Origin of the sequence: Streptomyces sp. NPDC007875 (genome assembly GCF_042868035.1) — a bacterium.
GTDB lineage: Bacteria > Actinomycetota > Actinomycetes > Streptomycetales > Streptomycetaceae > Streptomyces > Streptomyces antimycoticus.
On sequence record NZ_JBIADZ010000003.1, the window covers coordinates 434,351 to 458,882 of the forward strand.

Annotated in this window: 15 protein-coding genes; 11 read left to right on the plus strand and 4 right to left on the minus strand. The window is 72.4% G+C overall.

Translation table 11 applies throughout. The annotated features are described in order from the left end of the window. Window positions 1-23 precede the first annotated feature (23 nt). The 9 genes from ACFYOY_RS08780 (at window position 24) to ACFYOY_RS08820 (ending at window position 15,634) form a co-directional block, all read left to right on the plus strand. Complete coding sequence (locus ACFYOY_RS08780) at window positions 24-1,958, plus strand: cellulase family glycosylhydrolase (protein WP_388585680.1); 1,935 nt, start codon at window positions 24-26, stop codon at window positions 1,956-1,958. After that, complete coding sequence (locus ACFYOY_RS08785; protein WP_388585683.1) at window positions 1,955-4,249, plus strand: glycoside hydrolase family 3 N-terminal domain-containing protein; 2,295 nt, start codon at window positions 1,955-1,957, stop codon at window positions 4,247-4,249. The genes ACFYOY_RS08780 and ACFYOY_RS08785 overlap by 4 nt, the downstream gene beginning before the upstream one ends. Before the next feature lie 127 nt (window positions 4,250-4,376). After that, on the plus strand, window positions 4,377-6,305 hold the full coding sequence (locus ACFYOY_RS08790) for a cellulase family glycosylhydrolase (RefSeq protein ID WP_351897245.1): 1,929 nt from the start codon (window positions 4,377-4,379) through the stop codon (window positions 6,303-6,305). A gap of 112 nt (window positions 6,306-6,417) precedes the next feature. Beyond that, window positions 6,418-7,245, plus strand: coding sequence for an ABC transporter ATP-binding protein (locus ACFYOY_RS08795; protein WP_351897251.1), 828 nt, complete (start codon window positions 6,418-6,420; stop codon window positions 7,243-7,245). Next, window positions 7,242-8,147, plus strand: a complete 906-nt coding sequence (locus ACFYOY_RS08800; protein ID WP_351897257.1) for an ABC transporter permease — start codon at window positions 7,242-7,244, stop codon at window positions 8,145-8,147. Before ACFYOY_RS08795 ends, ACFYOY_RS08800 begins: the two co-directional genes overlap by 4 nt. Before the next feature lie 60 nt (window positions 8,148-8,207). Beyond that, on the plus strand, window positions 8,208-9,362 hold the full coding sequence (locus tag ACFYOY_RS08805) for an ABC transporter substrate-binding protein (RefSeq protein ID WP_388585688.1): 1,155 nt from the start codon (window positions 8,208-8,210) through the stop codon (window positions 9,360-9,362). Between the two features lie 123 nt (window positions 9,363-9,485). After that, a complete protein-coding gene (locus ACFYOY_RS08810) occupies window positions 9,486-11,066 on the plus strand; it encodes an amidase family protein (RefSeq protein ID WP_388585691.1) in 1,581 nt (526 codons plus the stop codon). Between the two features lie 144 nt (window positions 11,067-11,210). Next, window positions 11,211-12,152: an NAD-dependent epimerase/dehydratase family protein gene (locus tag ACFYOY_RS08815; protein WP_388585694.1), complete on the plus strand. Its 942-nt coding sequence runs from the start codon at window positions 11,211-11,213 to the stop codon at window positions 12,150-12,152. A gap of 71 nt (window positions 12,153-12,223) precedes the next feature. Then, on the plus strand, window positions 12,224-15,634 hold the full coding sequence (locus tag ACFYOY_RS08820) for an aminotransferase class I/II-fold pyridoxal phosphate-dependent enzyme (protein ID WP_388585697.1): 3,411 nt from the start codon (window positions 12,224-12,226) through the stop codon (window positions 15,632-15,634). A gap of 22 nt (window positions 15,635-15,656) precedes the next feature. On the opposite strand, the gene ACFYOY_RS08825 is transcribed toward ACFYOY_RS08820, so the two are convergent. The 4 genes from ACFYOY_RS08825 to ACFYOY_RS08840 all read right to left on the minus strand — a co-directional run bounded on the left by ACFYOY_RS08825 (window position 15,657) and on the right by ACFYOY_RS08840 (window position 18,911). Beyond that, entirely contained in the window at window positions 15,657-16,226 is a 570-nt protein-coding gene (locus tag ACFYOY_RS08825) for a toxin (RefSeq protein ID WP_351897286.1), read from the minus strand. 13 nt (window positions 16,227-16,239) lie between these two features. Then, a complete protein-coding gene (locus tag ACFYOY_RS08830; protein WP_014056442.1) occupies window positions 16,240-16,680 on the minus strand; it encodes a helix-turn-helix domain-containing protein in 441 nt (146 codons plus the stop codon). A 318-nt stretch (window positions 16,681-16,998) separates the two neighbouring features. Beyond that, complete coding sequence (locus ACFYOY_RS08835; RefSeq protein ID WP_351897293.1) at window positions 16,999-18,153, minus strand: MAB_1171c family putative transporter; 1,155 nt, start codon at window positions 18,151-18,153, stop codon at window positions 16,999-17,001. Between the two features lie 29 nt (window positions 18,154-18,182). Further along, window positions 18,183-18,911, minus strand: coding sequence for a TetR-like C-terminal domain-containing protein (locus ACFYOY_RS08840; RefSeq protein ID WP_351897297.1), 729 nt, complete (start codon window positions 18,909-18,911; stop codon window positions 18,183-18,185). A 146-nt stretch (window positions 18,912-19,057) separates the two neighbouring features. Between ACFYOY_RS08840 and ACFYOY_RS08845 the strand changes: the two genes are divergently transcribed. Then, entirely contained in the window at window positions 19,058-22,276 is a 3,219-nt protein-coding gene (locus tag ACFYOY_RS08845; RefSeq protein ID WP_351897301.1) for an NACHT domain-containing protein, read from the plus strand. 195 nt (window positions 22,277-22,471) lie between these two features. After that, the gene (locus ACFYOY_RS08850) at window positions 22,472-24,532 is read left to right on the plus strand and encodes an ATP-binding protein (protein WP_351897305.1); all 2,061 of its coding nucleotides are present in this window, start codon (window positions 22,472-22,474) and stop codon (window positions 24,530-24,532) included.

A 24,532-nucleotide genomic window follows, 5' to 3' on the forward strand; every position in this document is an offset into this window, starting at 1 on the left:
ACCACCGACACCCGAGAAGGACCATGCGACGCCACAGCGCCCAGCTCATCCACCACCCCGCCGTCCTGCCCTGGCTCGGCGCCAACTTCTGGTCCCGCACCGGCGGGCCCCTGATGTGGCGCGACTACGACCCGAAGACGGTCCGCGCGGAGCTGCGGGTGCTGCACGAGCACGGCCTGACGATGACCCGGTCGTTCTTCTACTGGCCGGACTTCCATCCGCAGCCCGACCGCGTCGAGGAGGCGCTGTGCGAACGCTTCCGTGACTTCCTCGACGCCCACACCGAGATCGGCATGGGGACGGTGCCCACCTTCATCGTCGGGCACATGTCGGGCGAGAACTGGGACCCCGCCTGGCGCGGGGGCCGCGACCTCTACGAGGACGTGTGGATGGTCGGCCGTCAGGCGTGGTTCGTGTCCCAGATGACCCGCCGCTTCAAGGACCACCCGGCGGTCACCGGCTGGCTCATCACCAATGAGATGCCCGGCTACGGCCGGATCTACCAGGTGGATCCGCCCTCCTCCGATGTGGTGACGGCCTGGGCGCAGGCCATGTGCAACGCCGTACGGGCGGCCGGCGGCACCCAGCCGGTCTCCCTCGGCGACGGCGCGTGGGGCATCGAGGTCACCGGCCGCGACAACGGCTTCTCACTGCGCGAGACCGCCGAGTACGTGGACTTCGTGGGCCCGCATGTGTACCGCTCGGACACGGACCGGCCCCGTCAGCATCTGCGCGCCGCCTTCGAGTGCGAACTGGCATCGGTCACCGGACAGCCCGTCGTCCTGGAGGAGTTCGGCCTCTCCACGGACACCGTCTCCGACCGGAACGCGGCGGTCTACTACCGGCAGACCCTGCACAACTCCCTGCTCGGCGGGGCGACGGGCTGGATCGCCTGGAACAACACCGACTACGACGACCTGTGGGACCGCTCGCCGTACGACCACCACCCCTTCGAGATGCACTTCGGCATCACCGACAGCACTGGTGCCCCCAAGGCCCCGCTGCTCGAACTCGCCGCGTTCGCCGAGGTGTTGAAGGACGTGGACTTCGCACACTGCCGCCGCGCCGACGCGGACGCGGCGCTGGTCGTGCCCGCCTTCCTGGAGCGCGGGTACCCCTACAGCAGGCCCGCCGACCGCCCGCTGATCTTCACCTCCCTGCACCAGAGCTATGTCGCCACCCGCGCCGCCGACCTGCCGGTGGGCTTCACCCGGGAGGCCGACGGACTGCCCGGCGACGCGGCCCTGTATCTGCTGCCGGCCACCCGCCAGCTCACCACGCGCACCCGGCGTGAGCTCGGGCGCCGGGCCCGCGAGGGCGCCACGGTCTACCTCTCGTTCTGCTCCGGCGAGTACCCCGGGACCCGCGGCCCGTGGTTCGACGACCTGGACGGGCTGTTCGGCGTCGAACTGCAGCTCTCCTACGGTGTCGCCGAGCCCATCGAGGACGGCGTCCTGGAGATGACGTTCACGGAGGACTTCGGCGGGCTGACGGCCGGGACCTCGCTGCGCTTCCCCGTCGCGGGCAACGAGGACAGCCGGGCGTATCTGCCGGTCGTTCCGCGCGACGGCCGGGTGGTGGCCGTCGACGCCCACGGCCGGCCCGCCCTCCTGGTGCGCGACACCGGGCGCGGCCGCACCGTCCTGGCCACCTACCCCCTGGAGCACATGGCCGCCCGCACCGCGCGGGCCAACCCCGAGGACACCCACCGGCTGTACGCGGCGCTCGCCGACGTCGCCGGGGCCCGCCGCCCGGTGACGGTCGACAGCCCCCATGTCGGCGCGGACCTCCTCGTCCATGACGACGGGCGCCGCTTCGTATGGCTGGTCAGCCAGAGCGCCGAGGAGCTCACCGTCCGCCCCGTCGCCGATGGCACCCTGAGCGACCTCGCCTCCGGCGCCCCGGTCGCGGAGGTGTCGCTCGGCCCGTACGGGGTGCGCGTCCTGGAGCTGCGGTGACCGGCCACCTCTACCGTGACCCGGCCGCGCCCGTGGCCGAGCGGGTCCGCGATCTGCTGGGGCGCATGACGCTCACCGAGAAGGTCGGCCAGGTCAACCAGCGCATGTACGGCTGGCACGCCTACGAGCGGGTCGGCGACGGCCATCGGCTCACCGATGCCTTCCGCGCCGAGGTCGCCGCGTACGGCGGGATGGGCGCCCTGTACGGGCTGCAGCGGGCCGACGCGTGGTCCGGCGTCGGCTTCGCCGACGGCATCACGGCGGCGGACGGGGCGCGGGTCGCGGGCTCCGTGCAGCGGCACGTCGTGGAGAACACCCGGCTGGGCATACCGGTGCTGTTCGTCGAGGAGGTTCCCCACGGCCACCAGGCCCTGGACGGCACCGTGTTGCCGGTCAACCTCGCCGTCGGCGCCACCTGGGACCCCGGACTCTACGAGGCAGCGGCGGCCGCGGTCGGCGCGGAGGTGCGGGCGCGGGGCGGCCATGTGGCGCTCGTCTCCGCCCTCGACCTGGTGCGCGACCCGCGCTGGGGCCGTGCGGAGGAGTGCTTCGGCGAGGACCCGTATCTGGCGGCGCGGCTCACCGAGGCGCTGGTGCGGGGCATGCGCACCGCCGATGTGGCCGTCGTGCTCAAACACTTCGCCGGGCAGGGGGCCACCGTCGGCGGACGCAACAGCGCGGCCACCGAACTGGGCGCCCGCGAAGTGCACGAGATCCATCTGGCGGCGGCCCGGGCCGGGATCCGCGCCGGAGCCGCCGGAGTGATGGCGGCCTACAACGAATTCGACGGTCTGCCGTGTGTCGCCAGCCGCCCGCTGCTGACCGGACTCCTGCGGGATCGGATGGAGTTCGACGGCATCGTGATGGCTGACGGCGCCGCCGTGGACCGGCTGGTCCGGCTCACGGGCGACCCGGTGGCCGCGGGCGCCCTGGCCCTGAACGCCGGATGCGATCTGAGCCTGTGGGACGCCTGCTTTCCGCGGCTGGCCGAGGCGGTCGCCCAGGGGCTCGTCACGGAGCGGACCCTGGACACCGCCGTGGCCCGGGTCCTGGCGCTGAAGTTCCGCCTGGGCCTCTTCGAGCAGCCCTATACGCGTGCGGTGGAACAGCGCCCCGTACCGCATACGCCCGCTGCCGAACATCGCCCCGAGCCAAGTGAGTTGAGCGAACGCATCGCCCGCGAGTCCATCACACTGCTCGCCCACGACGGGGGAGTCCTGCCGCTGGCGCCCTCGACCCGCCGGATCGCCGTCCTCGGCCCGAACGCCGACTCCATCGCCCAGCAGATCGGCGACTACACCGCGCCACAGCGCCCCGGCTCCCACCATGTCACGGTCCTGGACGGCATCCGGTCGGCCGCTCCGCCGGCCACCGAGATCAGCTACGCGCCGGGGTGCGATCTGATCGGCGGCGACCTCTCCGGTGTCCCCGAGGCGGCCGCGCTGGCCGCAGCGGCGGACATCGCGGTCCTCGTCCTGGGCGGGTCCAGCGCGCGGTCGGGCGACACCTCCTTCGACACCAATGGCGCGGCCGTCGTGACCTCGGCCAACCCCGCCGGTATGACGTGCGGCGAAGGCGTCGACCTGGCCGATCTGCGGCTGCCTGACGGGCAGTTGGCGCTTCTGGACGCGGTGGCGGCCACGGGTGTGCCGGTCGTGGTGGTCCTCGTCCAGGGCCGTCCGCACGCCCTGCCCGACCTCTCCGGCACGGCCGGGGCGGTGCTGAGCGCCTGGTACCCGGGGCCGTGGGGCGGACGGGCCGTGGCCGATGTGCTGTTCGGCGCGGCCGGGCCCGAGGGGCGGCTGCCGGTGTCGATCCCCCGGTCGGCCGCGCAGCTGCCGGTGTTCTACAACGCCAAGGACCACGGCTACCGCGGCTATGCGGACCAGCCCGCCACCGCCCGATACGCCTTCGGCCACGGCCTGTCGTACACCACGGTCGCCTACGCGCCGCCACGGCTCTCCCGCGCCCGCGTCACCCCGGATGATCCCACCCTCACCTGCCGGGTCACCGTGCGCAACACCGGCGAGCGGCCGGTGCGCGAGACGGTCCAGCTCTACCTGCGGCGGCTGTCGGGCGGCTCCTCCTGGCCCCGCGTCCGCGAGCTGCGCGGATTCGCCCGCCTCGACCTGCGGCCGGGGGAGGAGGCCGACGCCGTGTTCGCGGTCGACGCCGACACCCTCGCCTCCGTCACCCGGGACCTCGGCCTCGCCGTCGAGCCCGGAGAACTGATGCTGGAGACCGGTCCGTCCTCCGCCGAGACGCAGGGGGCGCGGCTGGTGATCGACTGATCCGGACCGGTCGGCGGCGGCCCGGCAGGGCCCGGCGGGTGAGGGCGTACTCGACACTTCGAGCGGGCCGTCCTACAGTCACCTGCCCGGCAGGGACCGCCCGGCCGCTGACGCAGGGGAAGGCCGCATGCCGACCAGGAGCTCACTCAGGTATCTGACGGGACTCGCGGCGATCCTCGCGCTGCTGGTCACGGCGCCGGGGCCGGTCGCCACCGCGCAACAGCCCGCCGAGCCCGCCACCCGCGCCACCGCCCCGGCCGCCACTCCCGTTGCCGACACCTGGCAGCCGCCGCTGTCCACCCGCGGCCGCTACATCGTCGACGCCAAGGGCGACCGCTTCCGGCTGAAGTCGGCCAACTGGGACGGTGCGCAGGGGTCGTGGACGGGAAGTGGCAGCGTCGACGACCCCGCCAACCACCACGCCGGCCAGAACTCCCACGGCATACCCCTCGGCCTGGACCGGGTCCCGCTGCCGACGCTGCTCGCCGACTTCCATCGGCTCGGCATCAACAGCATCCGGCTGCCGTTCTCCAACGAGATGATCCACGCCACCGCGACCGTGCCGGACGGTGCCGTGGCCGCCAACCCGCAACTGCGCGGGAAGACACCGCTGCAGATCTTCGACGCCGTGGTGTCCGCCCTCGGCCGCGACGGGTTCGCCGTCATCCTCAACAACCACACCAACACCACCCGGTGGTGCTGCGGAGTCGACGGCAACGAGCGGTGGAACAGCGGCCAGACCACCCAGCGCTGGATAGACGACTGGGTCTTCATGGCCCGCCGTTACGCCGATGAGCCACGCGTCGTGGGCGCCGACCTCTACAACGAGGTGCGCCGCGACATCCTGGACGACCCCAACTGGGGGCTCGGCGACGCACACGACTGGTACGCCGCCGCGCAGCAAGCCGCCGACCGCATCCTCACCGACGGCGACCCCGACCTCCTCATCGTCATCGAAGGCATCAACTGGACGGGGATACCGGTCGACGGACTGCCCCACGAACGGCCCACCCTGGCGCCCGCGCGCGCCCTTTCGCACACCCTCGTGAACGCCCACAAGCTGGTCTACTCCGCGCACTTCTACGGATACACCGGCCCTCGCCACAGCGGCGCCACCGGCGTCGGCGAGACCCACGACCCCCGATACCAGGACCTCAGCCGCGACGAGCTCCGTAATGTCGTCACCGACCAGGCGTTCTTCGTCGCCGAGGACACCGGGCGGCACTACACCGCACCCGTGTGGATCAGCGAGTTCGGCATCGGAGCGGCCGAGACCGGCACCGCCCCGCGTGCCTGGTTCACCAACATCACCGACTACTTCGCCGACCACGACGCCGACTTCGCCTACTGGCCACTGGTGGGCTGGGATGGCAGCGACGACTGGGCGCTGCTGCGCTACGACTCCGCGGGCCACCGCACCGGAATCCTCGACCAGGGCGACTGGCGCGGCACCGCGTGGCACCGGCTGATGACCGCGCCCGAGCGCACCGGGCCCGTCGACCCCGTTCCCTCCTGGCGCATGCTCGTCACCGACCACGGCGACCAGGTGCAGTCGCTGATCGAGCGGGCCCACGGCGACTGGGATCCGGGCGCCTACAAGGCTGCCTGCCCCGACGGGTTGCGGCTGATCGGCCTCAGCCATACCGCCGGGCGCGGACTGTGCACCGACACCGGCGCCGACGACCCGCGCGCCCCCGGCACCGCCCATACGGTCGTCACGGACGAGCGGTATGTGCCCGCCGGTGGCGACTGGGCCTCCGGCTACACCAAGTTCCAGTGCCCCTCGGACCACTTCCTGATCGGCTACAGCCGCCGCGGCGGCCGGGTGTCCGCCGCGCTGTGCGCCCCGGCCCGCGACCCGCTCGGCACCACGGGACGCACCGTATGGTTCGACCGGTCCGACAACCGGCCCGCCGACGCCGCCGGGGGCGACTTCGCCCACGGTGCCTACAAGGGCCAGTGCGCGGCCGATGAGTACGCGGCCGGGATCGCCTTCACCACGCGCGTGGGAAGCTCCGGGAGCCCGGACGCGCTGCTGTGCCGCCGTCTGTCCTGAGCCGGCGAGTCGTTCCGCGACCCTTGCCCGAATCTGACGGTCCGTCATATCGTGAGGTGGTGCGCGCAGCCGTTGTCGCACGACACCCGCCGAACCGGATCAGGAGTTACGGGTGGAGCCGCACACCACACCCGGGACCGCGCCGAAAGTACGTGCCCGCGCGGTGACCCGCACCTTCGGGCACGGAACCCGGCAGGTGCACGCCCTTGGACCACTCGACCTGGACATCCAGCACGGGGAGTTCTGCTGCATCGTCGGCCCGTCCGGATGCGGCAAGTCCACGTTCCTGCGCATCGTCGCCGGACTCGTCCGCCCCAGCGGCGGTGAGGTCGAGCTGCGCGCGGGCCGGCGCCATCCGGCCGCGATGATCCCGCAGGACTACGGCATCTACGACTGGAAGACCGTGCTGGCCAACGTCCGCTTCGGCCTCGATGTGCAGCGCGTACCACGCAAGGCCGCCGACGCGCGGGCCAGGGACTGGCTGGACCGGCTCGGTCTCGCCGACTTCGCCGACGCCTACCCGGCCACCTTGTCGGGCGGGATGCGGCAGCGGGTGGCGATCGCCCGCGCACTCGCGGTGGAGCCGGAGGTGCTGCTGCTGGACGAACCGTTCGCCGCGCTCGACGCCCAGTTGCGCACCATCCTCCAGGACGAGCTGCTCGCGGTGTGCCAGGCGACCCGTACCACCGCGCTGTTCGTCACCCACAGCCTGGAGGAGGCGATCGTGCTCGGGGACCGGGTGGTGGTGATGTCGGCCAGACCCGGCAGGGTGATCGCCGAACGCCGCCCGCCGTTCGACCGCCCACGCACCGGGGCGATGCGCCGCGCTCCCCGGTTCGCCGCGCTGCAGTCCGAGTTGTGGGAGCTGCTGCGCGACGAGGTCCAGCGGGCCGGGGCCGGAGCCGCCGCTCCGGCGGACACGGTGGGGAAGCCCGCATGAAGAGCGAGAGCACGGCCGCCTCGACCCGGACCGCCCGGCCCGGTGCGGCGGACGGCGGGCCCACCGAGACCGTGCTGGTGCGGCGCCCCGGACCGGGGGAGCGCGATCCCGTCCGCACCCACCGGCGGCGCCGCGGCATCGAACTCGCCCTCGCCCTCGCCGTCCCCTCCGCGCTGATCCTGCTGTGGCAGCTCGCCGCGGATCAGCACTGGATCGACTCGCGCATCTACCCCGCGCCGTCCACCATCGCGGCGGACGGCTGGCAGCGCGCCGCCGACGGCAAGCTGTGGCCGGACGTCTGGGCCACGCTCCAGCGGGTGGTCGCCGGGTACGCGCTCGGCACGGCCGCGGGCTACCTCTTCGGGCTGGTGATGGGCGCGCTGCGGATGGTCCGCGCCGCACTGGAACCGCTGCTGGACGCCCTGTACGTGGTGCCCAAGCTCGCGCTGCTCCCCGTGTTCCTCAATATGTTCGGCCTCGGTGAGGGCCCTCAGATCGCGCTCGTCGCCACCACCGTCTTCTTCTTCGTATGGATCTCCACGATGGCCGCCGTGATGGGCGTCGCCGAGGGCTATCGGGAGGCCGGGCAGGTGTTCGGCGCCGGTCCCTGGCAGATGTTCCGCCATGTCCTGCTGCCTGCCTCGCTGCCGCAGGTCCTGGTCGGCATGCGGGTCGCGTCCGGAGTGGCGGTGCTGGTCATCGTCGCCTCCGAGCAGATCGCCGCGAACGACGGCCTCGGCCATCTGATCTTCGACTCGCGGACGCTGTTCCAGAACGATGTGATGTTCGTCGGCATCGTCTGCGTGGCCGTGCTCGGCGTGGTCTTCTCCGAACTCGTCCGCTTCATCGGCCGTCGGCTCACCCCCTGGGCGCCGCGGGACCGCGGCCGGCCCCGGCCCTGACCCTCACCCCGGCCCTGATCCTCACCCCGGCTCCGACCCCCAGCCCGGAAGGCGACCCCCATGGCCCGGAGACCCTCCCTCGCCCGCGCCCTGATCACGGGCGTGACCCTGTTCGGCGTCCTCGGCTCCCTCGCCGCCTGCGACGCGCAGACCTCGGAGTCGGCGCGCTCCGGCACGCCGGGCAAGCCCCGCCCGATCACCCCCGTCGCGGGCTGCGCCAAGGGCTGGACCGACCCCGCCGACGCGTCCGCCGCCCGCGCGCCCGCCCGTTGCGCGCCCGGCGCGCCCGCGCCGAAGCCGCTGAAGAAGAAGACGAAGATCGTCGTCTCCGCCAGCACGCTGACCGCCGAATATCTCGCGCCCCTGCGGATCGCCATGGCCAAGGGCGAGTTCAGCAAGGAGAAGCTCGACGTCGAGCTGAAGCTGCTGCCCACCCCGGACGCGCTTCCGCTGCTCGCCAAGGGCGATATCGACGTCCAGTACGCGGCGCCGGAGGCCGCCGTGCTCAACGGCGTCCGCCAGGGGTTCGCCATTCGCTGGGTCGCCGGCAACTTCACCCCCGCGCCCGGCTCCAAGAGCGGATTCTGGGCCAGGCTGAAACCGGGGGAGACGGCGGACGAGGTCAGCCTCAAGGGCCGCACGGTCGGCACGCTCATCGGCAAGGGCTCGGTCATCATGTACCCGATGGAGAAGGTGCTCTCCGCGCACAAGGCCGACGTGGACAGCGTCCGCTTCCAGCAGCTCGGCCCGGCCGAGGTCCTCACCTCGCTGAAGAACGGCGGAGTGGACGCCGCATGGCTGCTCGACCCGGTGTGGCGCCAGGTGGACGGCGACGCGGGCTACGCCTTCCTCGGCGGCCAGCCGCGCGGCGAACCGCTCGGCGGGCTCCTGTTCGGCCCCGATCTGCTGACCGAGAACCCGGACGCGGGGGTGGCGTTCCTGCGCGCCTACATCCGCACCGTCAACACCTACTTCGCCGGGGACTACAAGAAGGACAAGGCGTTCCTCGACGACCTCGGCGCAGCGCTCAAGACCGAGCCGGACACACTGGCCGCCGTGCCGTCGCTGCGCATGGACTGGGAGATCCGCGCGGGCACGGTGGACCGGCTCCAGAAGGCGTACGCCACCGCCGGGGTGGTCGAGGGCGACCCCCTGCCCGAGGATCAGGTCGTGGACCGCTCGTTCTACGCGGAGGCGGTCGGCCACAAGCCCTAGACCGGCGGTATTGCGGGCACGCCCCCGCGCGGTGAGGGAAGACGTATGAACGGCGGCGCGAAAGACCCTTGCGCCGGGCCGCCGGCCTATAGTCCGCTGACCCCCATGAGGAGCATGAGGGTCATGAGGAAGCGGAGCCTGGCCGCCCTGAGCGCCGCCCTGGTCGTGGGCTCGCTCTGCGCGGGCGCGCCGCAACCGGGGGCGGAGGCCGCCGACTCCGGCGGGGGCGTTCCGTCGTTGCCGGCCGGTTCCGCCGCGGGGCTCGGGGTCGATCTCGACACGGTGACGATCCCCGAACTCCAGGCGCGCATGGCGGACGGCTCGCTGACCTCGTCGGCGCTGACCAGCACCTACCTGCGGCGGATCAAGGCCATCGACCCCACGATCCACGCGGTGCTGCGCACCGACCCGACCGCCCTGCGGCAGGCGGCCGCCAGCGACGTCAGGCACCGGCACGGCGCCGCCCGTGGCCCGCTCGACGGCATCCCGGTCCTGCTCAAGGACAACGTGAACACCCGCGGCCTGCCCACGACCGCCGGATCGCTGGCCCTGGCCGGCAGTCCGCCGGACACGGACGCCGCCCTGGTGACGCGACTGCGCGACGCGGGGGCGGTGATCCTCGGCAAGACCAACCTGTCCGAGTGGGCCAACTTCCGTGCCGCGAAGCCGACATCGGGGTGGTCGGCCGTGGGCGGGCAGACCAACAACCCCTACGTACTGGACCGGAACCCGTGCGGGTCGTCCGCCGGTTCGGGCGCGGCCCTCGCCGCGTCGCTGGCGCAGGTGGCGATCGGTACCGAGACGGACGGCTCCATCGTGTGCCCGGCCGGGATGAACGGGGTGGTCGGCCACAAGCCCAGCCTCGGCCTCGTCAGCCAGGCCGGAGTGGTCCCGATCTCCGCCGAGCAGGACACCGCCGGGCCCATGGCGCGCAACGTGATCGACACCGCGCTCACCTTCTCGGTGCTCAGCGGCGGCCGCGCCCCGGACGAGCCGACGAACCCCGGAGGGTTGCACGGCAAACGGATCGGCCTGTGGCGGCTGCCCTCGCTCGGGCCGGAGGTGGACGCTGTGATGACCCGTACCGCGAAGCAGCTGCGTACAGCGGGAGCCGAGGTCGTCGAGGTGACGCCGCCGTATCAGCAGCGGCTGGCCGAGCTCGAATTCCCCGCGCTGCTCAGCGAGTTCCACCGGGACATCGACGCCTACCTCGCCACCCGCGAGGGGCCGCGCGACCTCGCCGAGCTGATCGAATTCAACCGCGCCCACCCGGCGGAGCAGACCTGCTTCGCCGGTCAGGAGCTGTTCGAGCAGGCACTCGCCGCGCCTTCCACCACCGACCCGGAATACCGGTCCATGCGCGCCGAGTTGACGGACCTTTCCCGGCGTTCCATCGACGAGACCATGGCCACCCACCACCTGGATACCATCGCCTCGCCGACCAACCCACCCGCCTGGACGACCGACTGCGCGCGGGGCGACAACGACGTGATCCCATCCTCGACCCCCGCGGCCGTGGCCGGATACCCCTCCCTGTCGGTGCCCGCCGGGTTCGTGGACGAGCTGCCCGTGGGCCTGCTCCTGATGGCCGGTGATCACGAGGACACCGAGCTCCTGTCGCTGGGCGCCGCGGCGGAGCGGCGACTTCACGCCTGGCGGGCTCCGCGCTACCTCCCGTCGGTGGGGACCGGCGCCTCTCGCTGAACGGTCCGGCCGTGGCGTCCGGCCCCCGCACCAGCGGCCGGACGCCATCGGTCACCGACGAGATCGCGACATCTTCCACCGCACCCGAACGGGCGTCGGAAAGTCTGCCCCAATGGCCACAGATTCTCGCGCTAGTGTGCGCGCGTGAGCCTTCATGTCGTCATAGGATTCGGGCCCGCCGGAGCGGCCACCGCTCGGCTACTGGCCGAAAAGGGTCATTCGGTACGGGTCGTCACCACATCGGGCCGAAGCCCCGAACCGGGCATCGAGCATGTCGCGCTGGACGCGACGGACAGCGCACGATTGACCGAGGCCGCGCAGGGCGCGGCCGCCATCTACAGCTGTGCCGCACCGCCCTACCACCGCTGGGCGAGCGCCTGGCCGCCGCTGGCCTCGTCGCTGTGCGCGGCCGCCGAGGCGACCGGGGCCGTCCTGGTCATCCTGGGCAACCTCTACGGCTACGGCCCGGTGGACGGCCCCATGACCGAGGAGCTGCCGCTCGCGGCGACCGGCACCAAGGGGCGGGTGCGCGCCGCCGTGTGGGAGCAGGCGCGGGACCTCCATGAGCAGGGTCGGATCAAGGCGGTCGAGGTACGGGCCTCGGACTTCTTCGGGCCCGGTGTGACCGACGGCGGGCATCTTGCCGCGCGGGTCATGCCAAAGGTGCTGCGTGGCAAGCCGGTCTCCTCGCTCGGGGACCCGGACACCCCGCACAGCTGGACCTATATCCCCGATGTGGCCGGCGCCCTGGCCGAGGTCGCGGGTGAGGAGCGGGCCTGGGGCCGGGCCTGGCACGTACCGACGGCGCCCGCGCAATCCACCCGGGAGATGGTCGACCGCCTCGCCACGCAGGCGGAAACCGGGCCGGTCGCGGTGCGCAGACTGCCGTCCGCCGTGCTGGGTCTGGCGTCGCTGGTCTCCCCGCTGCTGCGCGAACTGAAGGAGGTCCGCTACCAGTTCGACCGTCCCTTCGTCGTGGATGCGAGCGCCTACGAAGCCGCGTTCGCGGTACGCGCCACCCCCGTCGACGAGCAGGTCAAGGCGACGGTGGAGTGGTGGCGTGAGCGACTGTCCACCGCCGGGTGACATCCGTGACAGCGAAGGGTTCCCAAGTGGGTTCAGCTGGAACGCGGCGTGATGACGTCGCGATCGTGGGAATGGCCTGCCGATTCCCGGGGGCGCGGAACGTCAACCAGTACTGGCGGCTCCTCACCGAGCCGCGGGCGCAGTTCACAACCGTCCCCGACTCGCGGTGGCGCACCGCCACCTTCCTCAGCGACAACTTACGTGACACGTCCTCGGCCTATACGGACACCATGGCCCTGCTGCCGGACGTGGGCCACTTCGACGCGGCGCACTACGGCATCCCGCCACGGCGGGCCAGATCGATGGATCCGCAGGGCCGGCTGCTGATCGACCTGGCCCGGGAGGCGATCCAGGACGCCGGATGGGAGGCCGAGGGCTTCGACCGCGAGGAGACCTCGGTGATCACGGCGCTCACCGAGAGCGGCTACCGCGAACTCAGCACCATGCAGATCCGGATGCGCCAGCTGACCGGCGGCGAGTTCGGGGCGCGGGCGGGCGACCCCCGGTGGCCGGAGACGGTCCGCGCGGTGGACGGGCTGCACGGCTCCTCCGTGGCCGGGCTGCTGCTCAACATGGGGCCGAACACGGTCAGTTCGGTCTTCGATCTGCACGGTGAGAGCTATGCGCTGGACTCGGCGTGCTCCGGTGGGCTGATGGCCGTGGCCAACGCCGTGTTCGCGCTGCGCGCGGGCCGCTGCCGGATCGCGCTCGCGGGCGGCGCCCAGCTGATCCTCGCCCCGGACCTGCTGGTGGGGCTGTGCCGGATCGGCGCCATCTCGCGCAGCGGCAGATGCCTGCCGTTCGGCGCGGAGGCCGATGGCTTCGTCCTGGGCGAGGGCGCCGGAGTCCTGGCGCTGCGCCCGCTGGCCGACGCGCTGGCCGCCGGTGACCGGGTCTACGCGGTGATCCGAGGCGTGGGCACGGCCAACGACGGGACCGTACAGGGCGGTATGCACCCCCAGGCCGCCGGTCAGCTCAGGGCCCTGCGCCGGGCCTACCGCGACGCGGACCTGGCCCCGGAAGCGGTGGGATACCTCGAGGCGCACGGCACCGGGACCACAGTCGGCGATCCGGTCGAGGTGGGCGTCCTGCGGGAACTGCGGGGCGAGCGGGGCGCACCCGCCTTCCTCGGCGCGGTGAAGGCGGTCGTCGGGCACGCGCTCAACGCCGCGGGGATCGCCGGACTCGTCAAGACCGTGCTGGCCGTGCACCGGGGGGTGATACCGCCGCAGCCGGACTTCGACCTGGCCGACCGCTCCGGACTCGACGCCGCGCGGCTGGCCATCCCGACGAAGCCGACCGGCTGGCCCGACCCGGGGCGGCCGCGCCGGGCGGGGGTGAGCGCCTTCGGCTTCGGCGGCACCGGTGTCCATCTGGTGGTGGAGGAGTGCGCCACGGCACCGGCCCGCCCCGCACCGGACGGCGGGCCGCATCTGCTGGTGCTCAGCGCCCGCGACCGGGCCGGGCTGGCCCGTTACGCCCGGGAACTGGCCCACACCCTCGCCGATGACCGGCCGCCGCTGGCCGGGGTGGCGGACACCCTGGCCCGCCGGGCTCCCCTCGCCGAACGGCTCGCCCTGGTGGCGGAGGACGCCGCCGACGCCGCCACCCGGCTGACCGCGGCGGCCGAGGCCGTGGCGGCCGGCCGCACCGGAGATCTCGGGGCGGGGCTGGTGGCCGGTACGGCGCCACCCGGTGAGCTGCCGGAGGCCGTCGTGCCGGAGCCGGGCTCGCTGTCCGCCGACGCGCGCTCGGCCGCACTGGCCCAGCTCGCGCAGCGCGCGGTCACCGGCGCGGGGCTTCGCCCGGTGAGGGAGCGCATACCCCCCATCACCCTGCCGCCGAGCCCGCTCGCCCCACGCCACCACTGGGTGGTGGACGAGTCGGCGCGCGCTCCCGAGGAAGAGGACACCTCCCACGCCCTCGGGGCCGTGGGGGAGGGCCGGACCGGGCCGGTGGGCTCGCCCGCGCCGGCGCGGGGTGGCGGGGCGTCCGCCGGGTCCATCGTGCTCGAAGAGCTGTCGCGGACCGGCGTCTTCCCCCTCGCCGATCTGACCGAGCGGATGCAGCTGGTGGCCGACCTCGGCTTCGACTCCCTGATGCTGCAGGAGCTGGAGGTCAACATCGGCAAGCGCATACCGGGATTCCGCACCGAGGAGATCTTCTCGCCCGACCTCACCGTGGAACGGCTGGTCGCGCTGGTCGATCCGCACCTCACGCAGGAGCCGGCCGCCGGTGCGCCGCTGCCCCAGCAGACGCGGGCGGACTGGGACGCGGCGAGTGCCTGCGCCGATGACTTCCCCGAAGTGCGGCAGTTCGAGGAGCGGTTGAGCGCGATCGCCGGCAGCGGCGCGGACTTCCCGTACTTCCGGGTCCATCAGGGCAACATCCGCGACACGACCGTGATCGACGGACGGCCGTACCTGTCCTTCGGCAGCTACAACTACCTGGGGCTCTCCGGCCATCCGGCGGTCAACGAGGCCGTGCACCAGGCGGTGGACCGGTACGGCACCTCGGTCTCCGCGAGCCGGGTGCTCTCCGGCGAACGGGAGCTGACCGTACGGCTGGAGCGGGCGCTCGCCGACTTCCTCGGCGTCCCGGACTGCCTGGCGCTGGTGAGCGGCCATGCCACCAATGTCACCGCGATAGGGCATCTCGTCGGCGCGCGGGACCTCGTGGTGCACGACGCGCTCGCCCACGACAGCATCCTCCAGGGCTGCGCCCTGTCCGGCGCGGCGCGGCGCCCCTTCCCCCACAACGACATCGACGGGCTGGAGGACGCGCTGCGGCGCAACCGGTCCCGGTTCAGACGGGTGCTGATCGCCGTCGAGGGCGCCTACAGCATGGACGGCGACCTGGTCGACCTGCCCGCCGTGATCGAGCTGAAGCGGCGCTACGGCGCCCTGCTGATGGTCGATGAGGCGCACAGCATCGGCACGGTGGGCGAACGCGGCCGTGGCGTGGGCGAGTTCTTCGGCGTCGACCGGTCCGGTGTGGATCTGTGGATGGGCACCCTCTCCAAGACGTTCGCCAGCTGTGGCGGCTATCTCGGCGGCTCGGCCCGGATGGTGCGGTGGCTGCGGCATACGCTGCCCGGCTTCGTCTACAGCGTCGGCCTGACCCCCGCCAACGCGGCCGCGGCGCTCGCCGCCACCGAGCTGATCCTCGCGGAGCCGCACCGGGTGGCCGCCCTGCGGCGCAACGCGGAGCTCTTCCTGGGTCTGGCCGCCGCGGCCGGTCTGGCGACCGGCTCCAGCGCCCATACGCCGATCGTGCCGTGTGTGCTCGGCGACTCGGCGCGGACCCTGCGCGTCGCGGACCGGCTGTTCGACCGCGGTGTCATCGCCGATCCGATCTTCCATCCGGCCGTCGAGGAGGGGCTCGCCAGGCTGCGGTTCTTCGTCACCAGCGAGCACCGCGAGGACGATATCCGGCGCACCGTGGCGATCCTGGCCGAGGAGGTGGCAGCCGCCGGGGGATGAGGGGGACACGGTCGGATCCACGTCAGATCAGGGTGCGTTCGATCCGGCTGAGCATGGCGCCCTGCCCGGATTCCCCGGAGTCCTCGGCCGGGGCGGCGCCATGCCGCTCCTCGGTGCCGCCCACCCGCTGGGAGAGCAGATAGGCGATGATCTCCGCCTCCTGCTCCTGGACGTCGTCGTAGGTCGCGCGCAGGAGCATGTCACGCACGAGGTCGGGGTCGAGGTTGGGGAAGAGGAGGCGGGCGCTCGCCTCGTCCAGCCAACCCGCCCCGCGATGGCAGCAGATGATGTGGCCCAGCTCATGCAAGATGATGTGCTCCTGATGCGCGCTGGTCGTGTTGGCGTCGTAGAAGATGAGGTCCTCGTCGCGGGCGGCGACCCACATGCCGCACGGGTGCGTCGCAGGCATCTGCATCGGGACCAGCGTGATGGGGCGGCCGCGGACCTCGCCGAGGTAGTGGCAGAGCTCGGCCACATCGGCCATCTCCGGCAGGTCGAGGTCGGCGATCCGCCGCGCACCGGCCTTCCGGAGCTTCTTCAGCTGACTGCGCCGGTCGTGGTCGGCCGACCGTCCCTTGTTGGCGCCCCTCACCCAGCCGCACCCCTCATTCCTGGTCCGAGGTGTCGGTGACGGGCGGAAGGCCTTGCAGCTGGCGGTACTGGTCCATGATGGTCGTGATGGCCTCGAGGTTCTCCTTCTTCATCCCGGCCGCCCGCATCGCCACGGCGCGGACCCCGGCCTGCCGGAGCGCCTCAATGGCGGCGACCTCGCTGAGCACGGACTCGGCGACCTGGTCGTCGAAGAAGTAGGCCACCGACACGCCGAAGAAGCGCGCCAGGGCGGCCAGCAGGTCCGGTGAGGGATTGGAGCGCTTGCCCGTCCGCAACTGCGACAGATACACACCCCCGACCTTGAGTTCGGGGTTGGCCCGCTTCAGCTCCTCCGCCACCTCGGCGTTGGTCCAGTGCTTGCCCTTGGGACGAACCGTCTTGAAGAGGTTGTCCAGACGCACTGCCAGCGTGGGCCGGTCGTCAGTCTCGGACATGCGAATCTCCCTCCCTCACCTCCTCGGCTTTGCCCCCGGCTAATCGTCAGTTTCGCAGATTAGCGGTCAGTTGACAATCTGACGTAACTCCGCCAACGTGGACCTCGCCGATAGCTGCCAGCTAACTCCGCTCACGGGGGTGGCCGAGTAGGTTGTCAGTCCTATCGGCCCGGCTCGGCCCGGTCTTCCAGGGCTGCGCCGAGCTGGGCCGGGCGGGGGCCACCCGCTCGGCCCGGAAGAGGAAAACGGGGGAACCACGGGGGAAATCCCGCTCGGCCTGACGGGGGCAGACCGGGCGGGATCCCTCCCATCCCTCTCTCAGCGCGCTTTGGACAGCCGTCGGTAGGCGGATGCCACCTTGGTGAGCCAGACGACCTCGGCGGTGAAGTTGTCCGTGTCGCGGTCCTCGAAGTCGCCGGTGTCCGCGTTGTCATCGGGAATGGTGCCGGTGCGCTTGGCGTGCAGGGCCTGCCTGATCTGCGCCGCCTCGGCGAACGCCTGCCGGGACTCCTCGCTCCCCTTGGGACTTGCCTTCCCGTCGCCGCCCGTGGTGCGGTCGATGTAGGGGCGCAACTCCCGCCAGCCGTCCCGTATTTCGATGACCCGCCGGTGGAGCCGGTAGTTGAGGTCGGAGACCGCGGCCCCCGGCGGCTCGAGGACGATGTCCGGGGAGGACTCGTACAGATCCCGCCACAGCGGATACAGGGCCCGGTAGGACCGGTAACCGCGCGCCCACTCCAGCAGCTTGGTGGCCGAGGGCCCCCAGGAGGAGATCGTCAGGGCGAGCGAGAGGGTGACGATGCCCAGCGCGCTGAAGACGGAGGCGGCGAGGGTCCAGCCGCCGATGTCGAGCCCGCCCGCGGCCGTGAGGACGTTGACCACCCTGGCCAGGCAGTAGAGGAAGAGGATCACCGCGGCGACGGAGAGCATCCGCAGGGCCTGCCCCAGCGAGGTCTTGCCCGCCATCCGGGCGTAGGGCACGCACTGGCGCAGGATGGTGACGCAGGGAACCGCCTGGGAGACCATGAAGACCAGGAGGTAGGTGAGGATCAGCGGCTGGCCGCTGCCGGTGTTGAAGTCCTCGGCCGGCCGCCCGGGGCCGTCGGCGATGAAGAACAGCGCCGTCAGCAGCGCGTCGAGGGCGACGCCGATGACCAGCCAGTAGCGGGCCTTGCGCAACGACTCCTCGGTGGCGGACGCCCAGTGCAGCAGGATGATCTGCGCGCTGACGCAGAAGGCGACCGCCGACAGATGCATCACCAGGATCGCGAGGTTGCCGACGCCCAGGAAGCGCTCGCTCCCCATGGCGAAGGCACCCATCGTGAAGGTGAGGCACTGCAGCAGCAGGGTGATCACGAGCGTGCGGTAGGCGGTGTCCCGCCAGCTGCGCCTGATCTGGAACAGTCGGTAGATCAGCGCGGCATACGACGACAGTGCCGCGATGACGAAGCAGAGAGTCTTGATGGTGGTCACGGCCCTTTCCCCCACAGGTGCCGAACGGATCAGTCGGTGTGCTCGCCCAAGGGAACCACGAGTCCGATCCCCTCGGCCGCGACCGCGATGGCGTAGTCGAAGAACGCGGTCTCGTCCCGGACGCTGTCATGGGTACGGCTGAAGACCTGGAAGACCAGGAGCCCGACCAGACTGCTCCACAGCACGATGCCGCGCTCGATGATGTCCGAGAACGGAGCCTCGGGCACCCCGCCGAAGAGCGCCTCGGCCTCCGGCAGGAGCAGCGGCGGCCCCGGCACCTGACGCCGGGGCGCGGTGAGTTCACCGGCCTCCAGCGCCGAACGCACGATGCCGGCCAGCACCGCGGGGGTGCGTGAGGCGGGCGGGACCGTGTCCTGCGGGGCGTGGTAGTCCGGTACGGGCGAGCCGTAGACCAGCGTGAACTCGGCGGGGTTGGCGAAGGACCACCGGCGCAGTGCGCGGGTGGCCGCGAGGAGCCGCGCGCCCGCCGGCGCGCCGGCGTCCCTGGCGGCCTGATCGGCCTGCTCCATCGCGGCGCCGGAGTCGTTGTAGGCGTCGATGAGCAGCGCGGTCAGCAACTCGTCCCGATGCGGAAAGACGGCTTCCACATCGCTGAGGGCGAGTCCGCCCTCACGGGCAACGGCATCCAGGGTCAGCCCTCCGGCGCCCAGTTTCACCAGCAGTTGGCGCGCGGTGGTCTTGATAACCGCCTGCGGCCTGGTGTTTTCATCGGCGGAAGCTGTTCCGGAAACATCCATGGGCCAAACCGTACCGGTGCGACCGTGCTTCGCGCCCTGTGGACCCTCACCCTGGAGGGGTCTTCGCGGCTATGGTGAGCGGGAGGTGAGGGGTTGCACGGGGCTCGGCGGGGAACGCGCGCCGACGCCGCGAGGGAGGGGCTGCTGTGGACGGCGGCACGGTGGGGCTGCGGATCGCATCGGCAGTGGTCGTGCCGGTGGTCAAACGGCTGCTGCTGCCGCCCGCGAGCGCGCCGGGGGCGGAATACGGCGAGCGGCCCGTTCCGATCCGCCGGCTGGTGTCCTTCGCCCGGGAGCACCGCACCCTCACCGAGGACGATCTGCACAAGCTCGCCCGCGAGCTGGTCCGCCGCGCCGTGCGGGCCGCCGGGCCGCACGATCCGCCGATCGGCGCCGACGAGCACGACTCCGTCGGGCAGGCGCTGACCCGCACCCTGCACGCCCTCGGCGATCTCGACATGGACGACGTCCACGCCTTCGCGCTCGGCCCCGAGCGGCTGGCCGCGGAGCTGTCCCGGCGTGCGGGCCCCGACACGCGCAGGCTGCTGAGCGACGACGCCGCCCGCTTCCACGACCGGCTGCTGGAGACGGCCTGCCTCCATCTCATGCGCTTCTTCAGCCAGCGGCCCGGATTCGCGGCCCGAGCCCAGATCGAGCAGAGCCGCGAGATCCGGGAGCAGAGCGAGAAATTGGACGCAATCCTGCGGCGGCTGCCGGACATCAGCCACCAGGACATCCAGTTCGAGGAGGAGTACGCGCGCTACGTCGTCGAGTGCCACGGCAGGCTCACGATCTACGGCGTCGACCTCCGCGAACCGGACGGCCAGGACTGGCCGCTGGAGACCGCCTATCTGAGCCTGGAGGCCAGGCCGTACCGCGACGGCACCGACCGGGTGCCAGTGGTGAACGGCGAGCCAGGCGCCGACCGGGAAACCGAGGCCGAGCGGGCCGCGGGCCCGGCCGAGGCGGTCTTCGCCAGCCATGAGCGCGTCCTGCTGCGCGGCGTCGCCGGCACCGGCAAGACCACCCTCGTCCAGTGGCTGGCCCTCTCCACGGCGCAGCAGGATCGGGTGCCGGGCGGGCTCTCGCAGCTGTTCGGGCGCGTCCCCTTCGTCCTGCCGCTGCGCACCCTGGCGCGCAGGGACTCCGAGCTGCCCATGCCCGATGACTTCCTGCGCTGGATCGGCTGCCCGCTGGTGGGCACCGAGCCCGACGGCTGGGCCGCGCGGGTACTGCGGCACGGGCGCGGCGTGCTCCTGATCGACGGAGCCGACGAGATCCCGAAGGACGACCGGACCCGGGTGCGGGCCTGGCTGAAGAAGCTGCTGGCCGTCTTCCCCGGCAATCTGTGGCTGCTCACCTCCCGTCCCTCGGCCCTCGAACGGGGCTGGCTGGCCCGCGAGGGCTTCCAGGAGTTCGCGCTCGCCGCGATGCGGCCCGCCGACATGAAGCAGTTCATCCGGCGCTGGCACACCGCGGCGGGAGCCTCGCAGGAACTCGGCGAGTCGCTCTCGCTGTCGCTGCGCAGCAGCCCCGAGCTGAGCCGCCTGGCGACCAATCCGCTGATGTGCGGCCTGATCTGCGCCCTGCACCGGGAGCGGCGCGGCTTCCTGCCCCAGGGCCGCGCCTCCCTGTACGAGGCGGCGCTCTCCATGCTCCTGGAGCGGCGCGACCTGGAGCGCGAGGTCTACGGCCGCAGCCGTCCGGCACTGGACCAGAAGTCGGCCACCGAACCGCTCCAGAAGCTCGCGTACTGGCTGATCCGCAACGAGCGGACGCAACTGGACCGCCCCGACGCGGTGAACGTGGTGCGGCGGCTGCAGCCCTCCGTCCCCCGCCTCGCGGACGTCGGAACGGCGGAGGAGGCCCTGCAGCATCTGCTGGAGCGCTCCGGTCTGCTGCGCGAACCCGCCCCGGGCGCGGTCGACTTCATCCACCGCACCTTCCAGGACTTCCTGGGCGCCAGGGCCGTGCTGGAGGAGCGCGATATGGGCATGCTGGTGAACAACGCACACTTGGACCAGTGGGAGGACGTGGTGCAGATGGCCGTGGCACAGGCTCGTCACCAAGAGCGTGCCGACCTGCTGACCCGCCTGCGCGAGCGGGGCGACCGGGAGCAGGACGCCACGGTCCAGGCGCGGCTGCGGCTCCTCGCGCTCGCCTCCCTCGAACAGGCCACCCGCCTGGAGCCGACGGTGCGCGAGGCCATCGAGGACCGGGCCGCCCGGCTGCTGCCGCCGCGCAGCCTGCGGGAGGCCAGGTCACTGGCGCAGACGGGCCCGCTGCTCCTCGGCCTGCTGCCCGACGCCAAGGACCTGGAGGGCGACGAGGAGCTGGCCACCGTCCACGCGATCTGCCAGATCGGCGGGGACGCCGCCATCCCCAGGCTCCGGGAGTTCCTCGGTACCGGCCAGCCCGCGGTGCGCGCGCAACTCCTCGCCCACTGGGACCGGTTCGACACGAAGGTGTACGCGGAGGAGATCGTACGGCCGCTCCTCGACACCGCTCCCGAGGAGATCGTCACGGTGCGCTCACCCGCCGAGCTGGAGGCGCTGCGCACCATGTCCGGCTATCAGCGCGTGGGCCTGCACGGCGACTTCGCCCCGGAGGAGATCCGCGCCGCGCTCGACCCGCGCCACCTGCGCGAGCTGCGCCTGCGGGGCACCCTGCAGCTGGAGGACCTCGCCCTGCTCTCCGCCTACCCCGAGCTGGAGACGGTCGCCCTGCAGGGGTGCCGGAACGTCAAGGACCCCACACCGCTGACCCGGCTGCCCCGTCTGCGGAGGCTGGAGCTGCGGGATCTCCCCCAGTTCGAGCCCCTGCTGAAGCTGGCCGGCTGCCCCCGGCTGGAGGGGCTCCTCGTCGGGCCGGAGGTGCCCTGGCGCGGTCTGCCCGACCTCCCGCGCCCCGCCGAGCTGCGGCTGCTCTCCCTGCCGTCGTCGGCGGCGCAGCTCGCCGGGATCGTGGAGTGCCGGGAACTGGAGGAGCTGCGTCTGCAGGACGCCAGCGAGCGCCTGGCGCCGGACGAATGGGGCTCCCTCATCGCCGAGTTGCCTCAGCTGCGCAAGCTGACGCTCTCCCCGCAGCAGCTGAGCATGCTGCTGTTCGCCCCCCGCACCGAGATCCCCCAGGTCACCCACCTGGACGTGTGGGCCAGGGCCGGCTCCGCGGTGCCGCTGCGGCGGATCGCCCGGCGCCTTCCGGGGCTCGAGGAGATCCATCTGTCGCAGGTCGCGGAGCTCGATCTCGCCTCCCTGGCCGGACTGCCCCGGTTGCGCCGGGTGCGGCTGGTCTACCCGGGCGAGATACGCGGCGCGGACTCGCTCCCCGACAGCGTGGAACTCGACATCTACCCGCACCCCTGACCGGCACCACCTCACACCCGGCTCACACCCGGTGCCGCGATTACCTGGTGGGATGTTTACCCAACGGGTAAGTTCATGAATGTAGGCGTAGTTGGTACGGATGTCAGCGGCTGATGTCTCGGGGGAGCGGTGCCGCCCGTCTCCGAGGTCACGGCTGCCGGGCAGCACAGGACGACTGAGGCGGGACGCAGCAGGATGCGCGCATGGGAAGGGTCACCGCTCTATGGCCGGGACCCTCTGCTGCGCTCGCTCGTTCCCCGGCTGACGGGCCTGGCCTACGACGAGCGGTCCCGGGTGGGCCGGGAGCACCAGGGCGACCTGCCCGTGGTGCTGGTGACGGGATACCACGGCATGGGGCGCAGCGCGGTGCTCGAAGAGCTCGCCGCGCGCTACCGGGACCGGCTGCCGCTGGCCCACGTCCGCGCCGTGGCCACCGAATCCGAGACCTTCCCGCCCGCCCCGGCCGACGGCCGCGCCCCCACCGCCTCGACCCTCGTCGAGATCCTCGCGGAGCTGGTGTGCGGGCTCGCCCCCGATGTGCGCCGCCGCTTCCCCGTCCTGGTGCCCGGCCTGTTCGCCGTCTCCGGCTGGTACCGCGGCAACGGCGAGCAGCGGGACGTGGCGTGCCTGACGTTCGCCCGGCTGCTGCTCGCCTGCCGCCTCGCCGACGGGGACGAGAACGCGCTGAGGCACGCCTGGGCCACCGCCGTCGAAGGCCGTCTGGAGACGATCGGCGCGCAGGCCGACGCGGAGTGGGGCCGGGACGCGGTCACCGCCGCCGTGGTGGCGGAGTACACCGACCGGTATCAGCCGGCCGCCGCACAGGAGTGGTACCGGCGGCGCTTCCCACGGGGCGCGGACGGCCAGGATCCGCTGGTGCTGCTCGGCGAGTGGTTCCAGCGGGGCGGCGACTACCGGCACGCGGCCGAGCAGAGCCTGATGGCCGCCTTCCTCCACGATGTCGCCTCCTCCTACGGCAGGCTGCAGCGGTGGAACCGGGAGCCCTGGCCGCTCATCCTGCTCGACGACGCCCACTGCCCGCCGGGGCAGGACTTCCTCGATCTGCTCCTCGAACACCGCGCGATGCCCGAACGCCCCGACCACGAGGAGCTCGTCGTCGTGGCCACCCGCCTCGGCGGCTTACCGGAGAACGCGTCCGCCGCCATCCGCCGCGACCTGCCCGACCTGGTGAAGTCCTCCGGCTGGCAGCGCAAGGGGCTGGCCCCGTCCGCCGGGCTGCTCGCCGTTCCCCTCACCCCGCTGAGCCGGGACGACATCCTGCCCCTCCTGGTGCCGGACTGGCCCGCCCGGCCGCTCCACCCCTATCTGGCCTCCGCCGTGCACTCCCTGACCGGCGGGCATCCCGCGGTGACCACCGTCCTGTGCGCGGCGGTCCTGGACGCCACCAAGCGGGGTCGCGGCGTGGGCCCGCGCGACCTCCTCGAACTGCACGCGAAGGACGGCCGCGCCGTCACCGAAGCGCTTCTGGAGCGGCTGCTTCCCAACCGGCGCCAGCGCGACCGGCTGACCCTGCTCTCGCTCGCCCGCGACAGCACCGCGGCGGAGGCGCTGGCCGAGAATCTACGTCTCCAGGGCCCGGATCAGCTGCCCGCCAACTCCGCCACCGACTACCTCGAAGAGCAGCAGTGGCAGCAACTCACCCCACCCGACCAGCCGTTGGTCTCCGACGCGCTGCTGCGCACGCTGCTCGTACACGAGGCGCGCCGCACCTCGTCACGGGCCGAGGACGGCCGTAGCTGGCAGGACATCCACCGCTTCCTGCGGATGCACCACGCCCAGCGCGGGGAGAGCGGCGAGGCGGACGCCCTGCGGCACACCCTGGCGGCCGGAAACGCGGAGACGGTGGTGGCCATGCTGACGGAGGAGTTCCAGTCGGAGAAGGACGCCCACGCCGCCGCCCACTGGCTGCTGTGCCTGCGGTACGCCGCCACCGCGCCCACCCCACCGGCCGCGGAGTGGACCGACGAACGGATGCAGATCGCCCTCGGCGCGCACGACGGCCGGTACGCCGAACTGCATGAGATCGAGCGCTGTGTGAACCGGCTGCTGCACGCCCTGTGGCATGTGTCCGAGCCGCACGCCGAGCCGGACCCCGATATGTGCAAGGCGGTCGGCGAAGAGCTGGCCTACCTCTCCCCGCGCCACCCGTCCTGGCACGCCGTCCTGGGTCAGGCCGCCCGCAGCTGGCCTGCGGCGGCACGGAAGAAGCGCCCCTTCCCTATCTCCGGTCAGTGA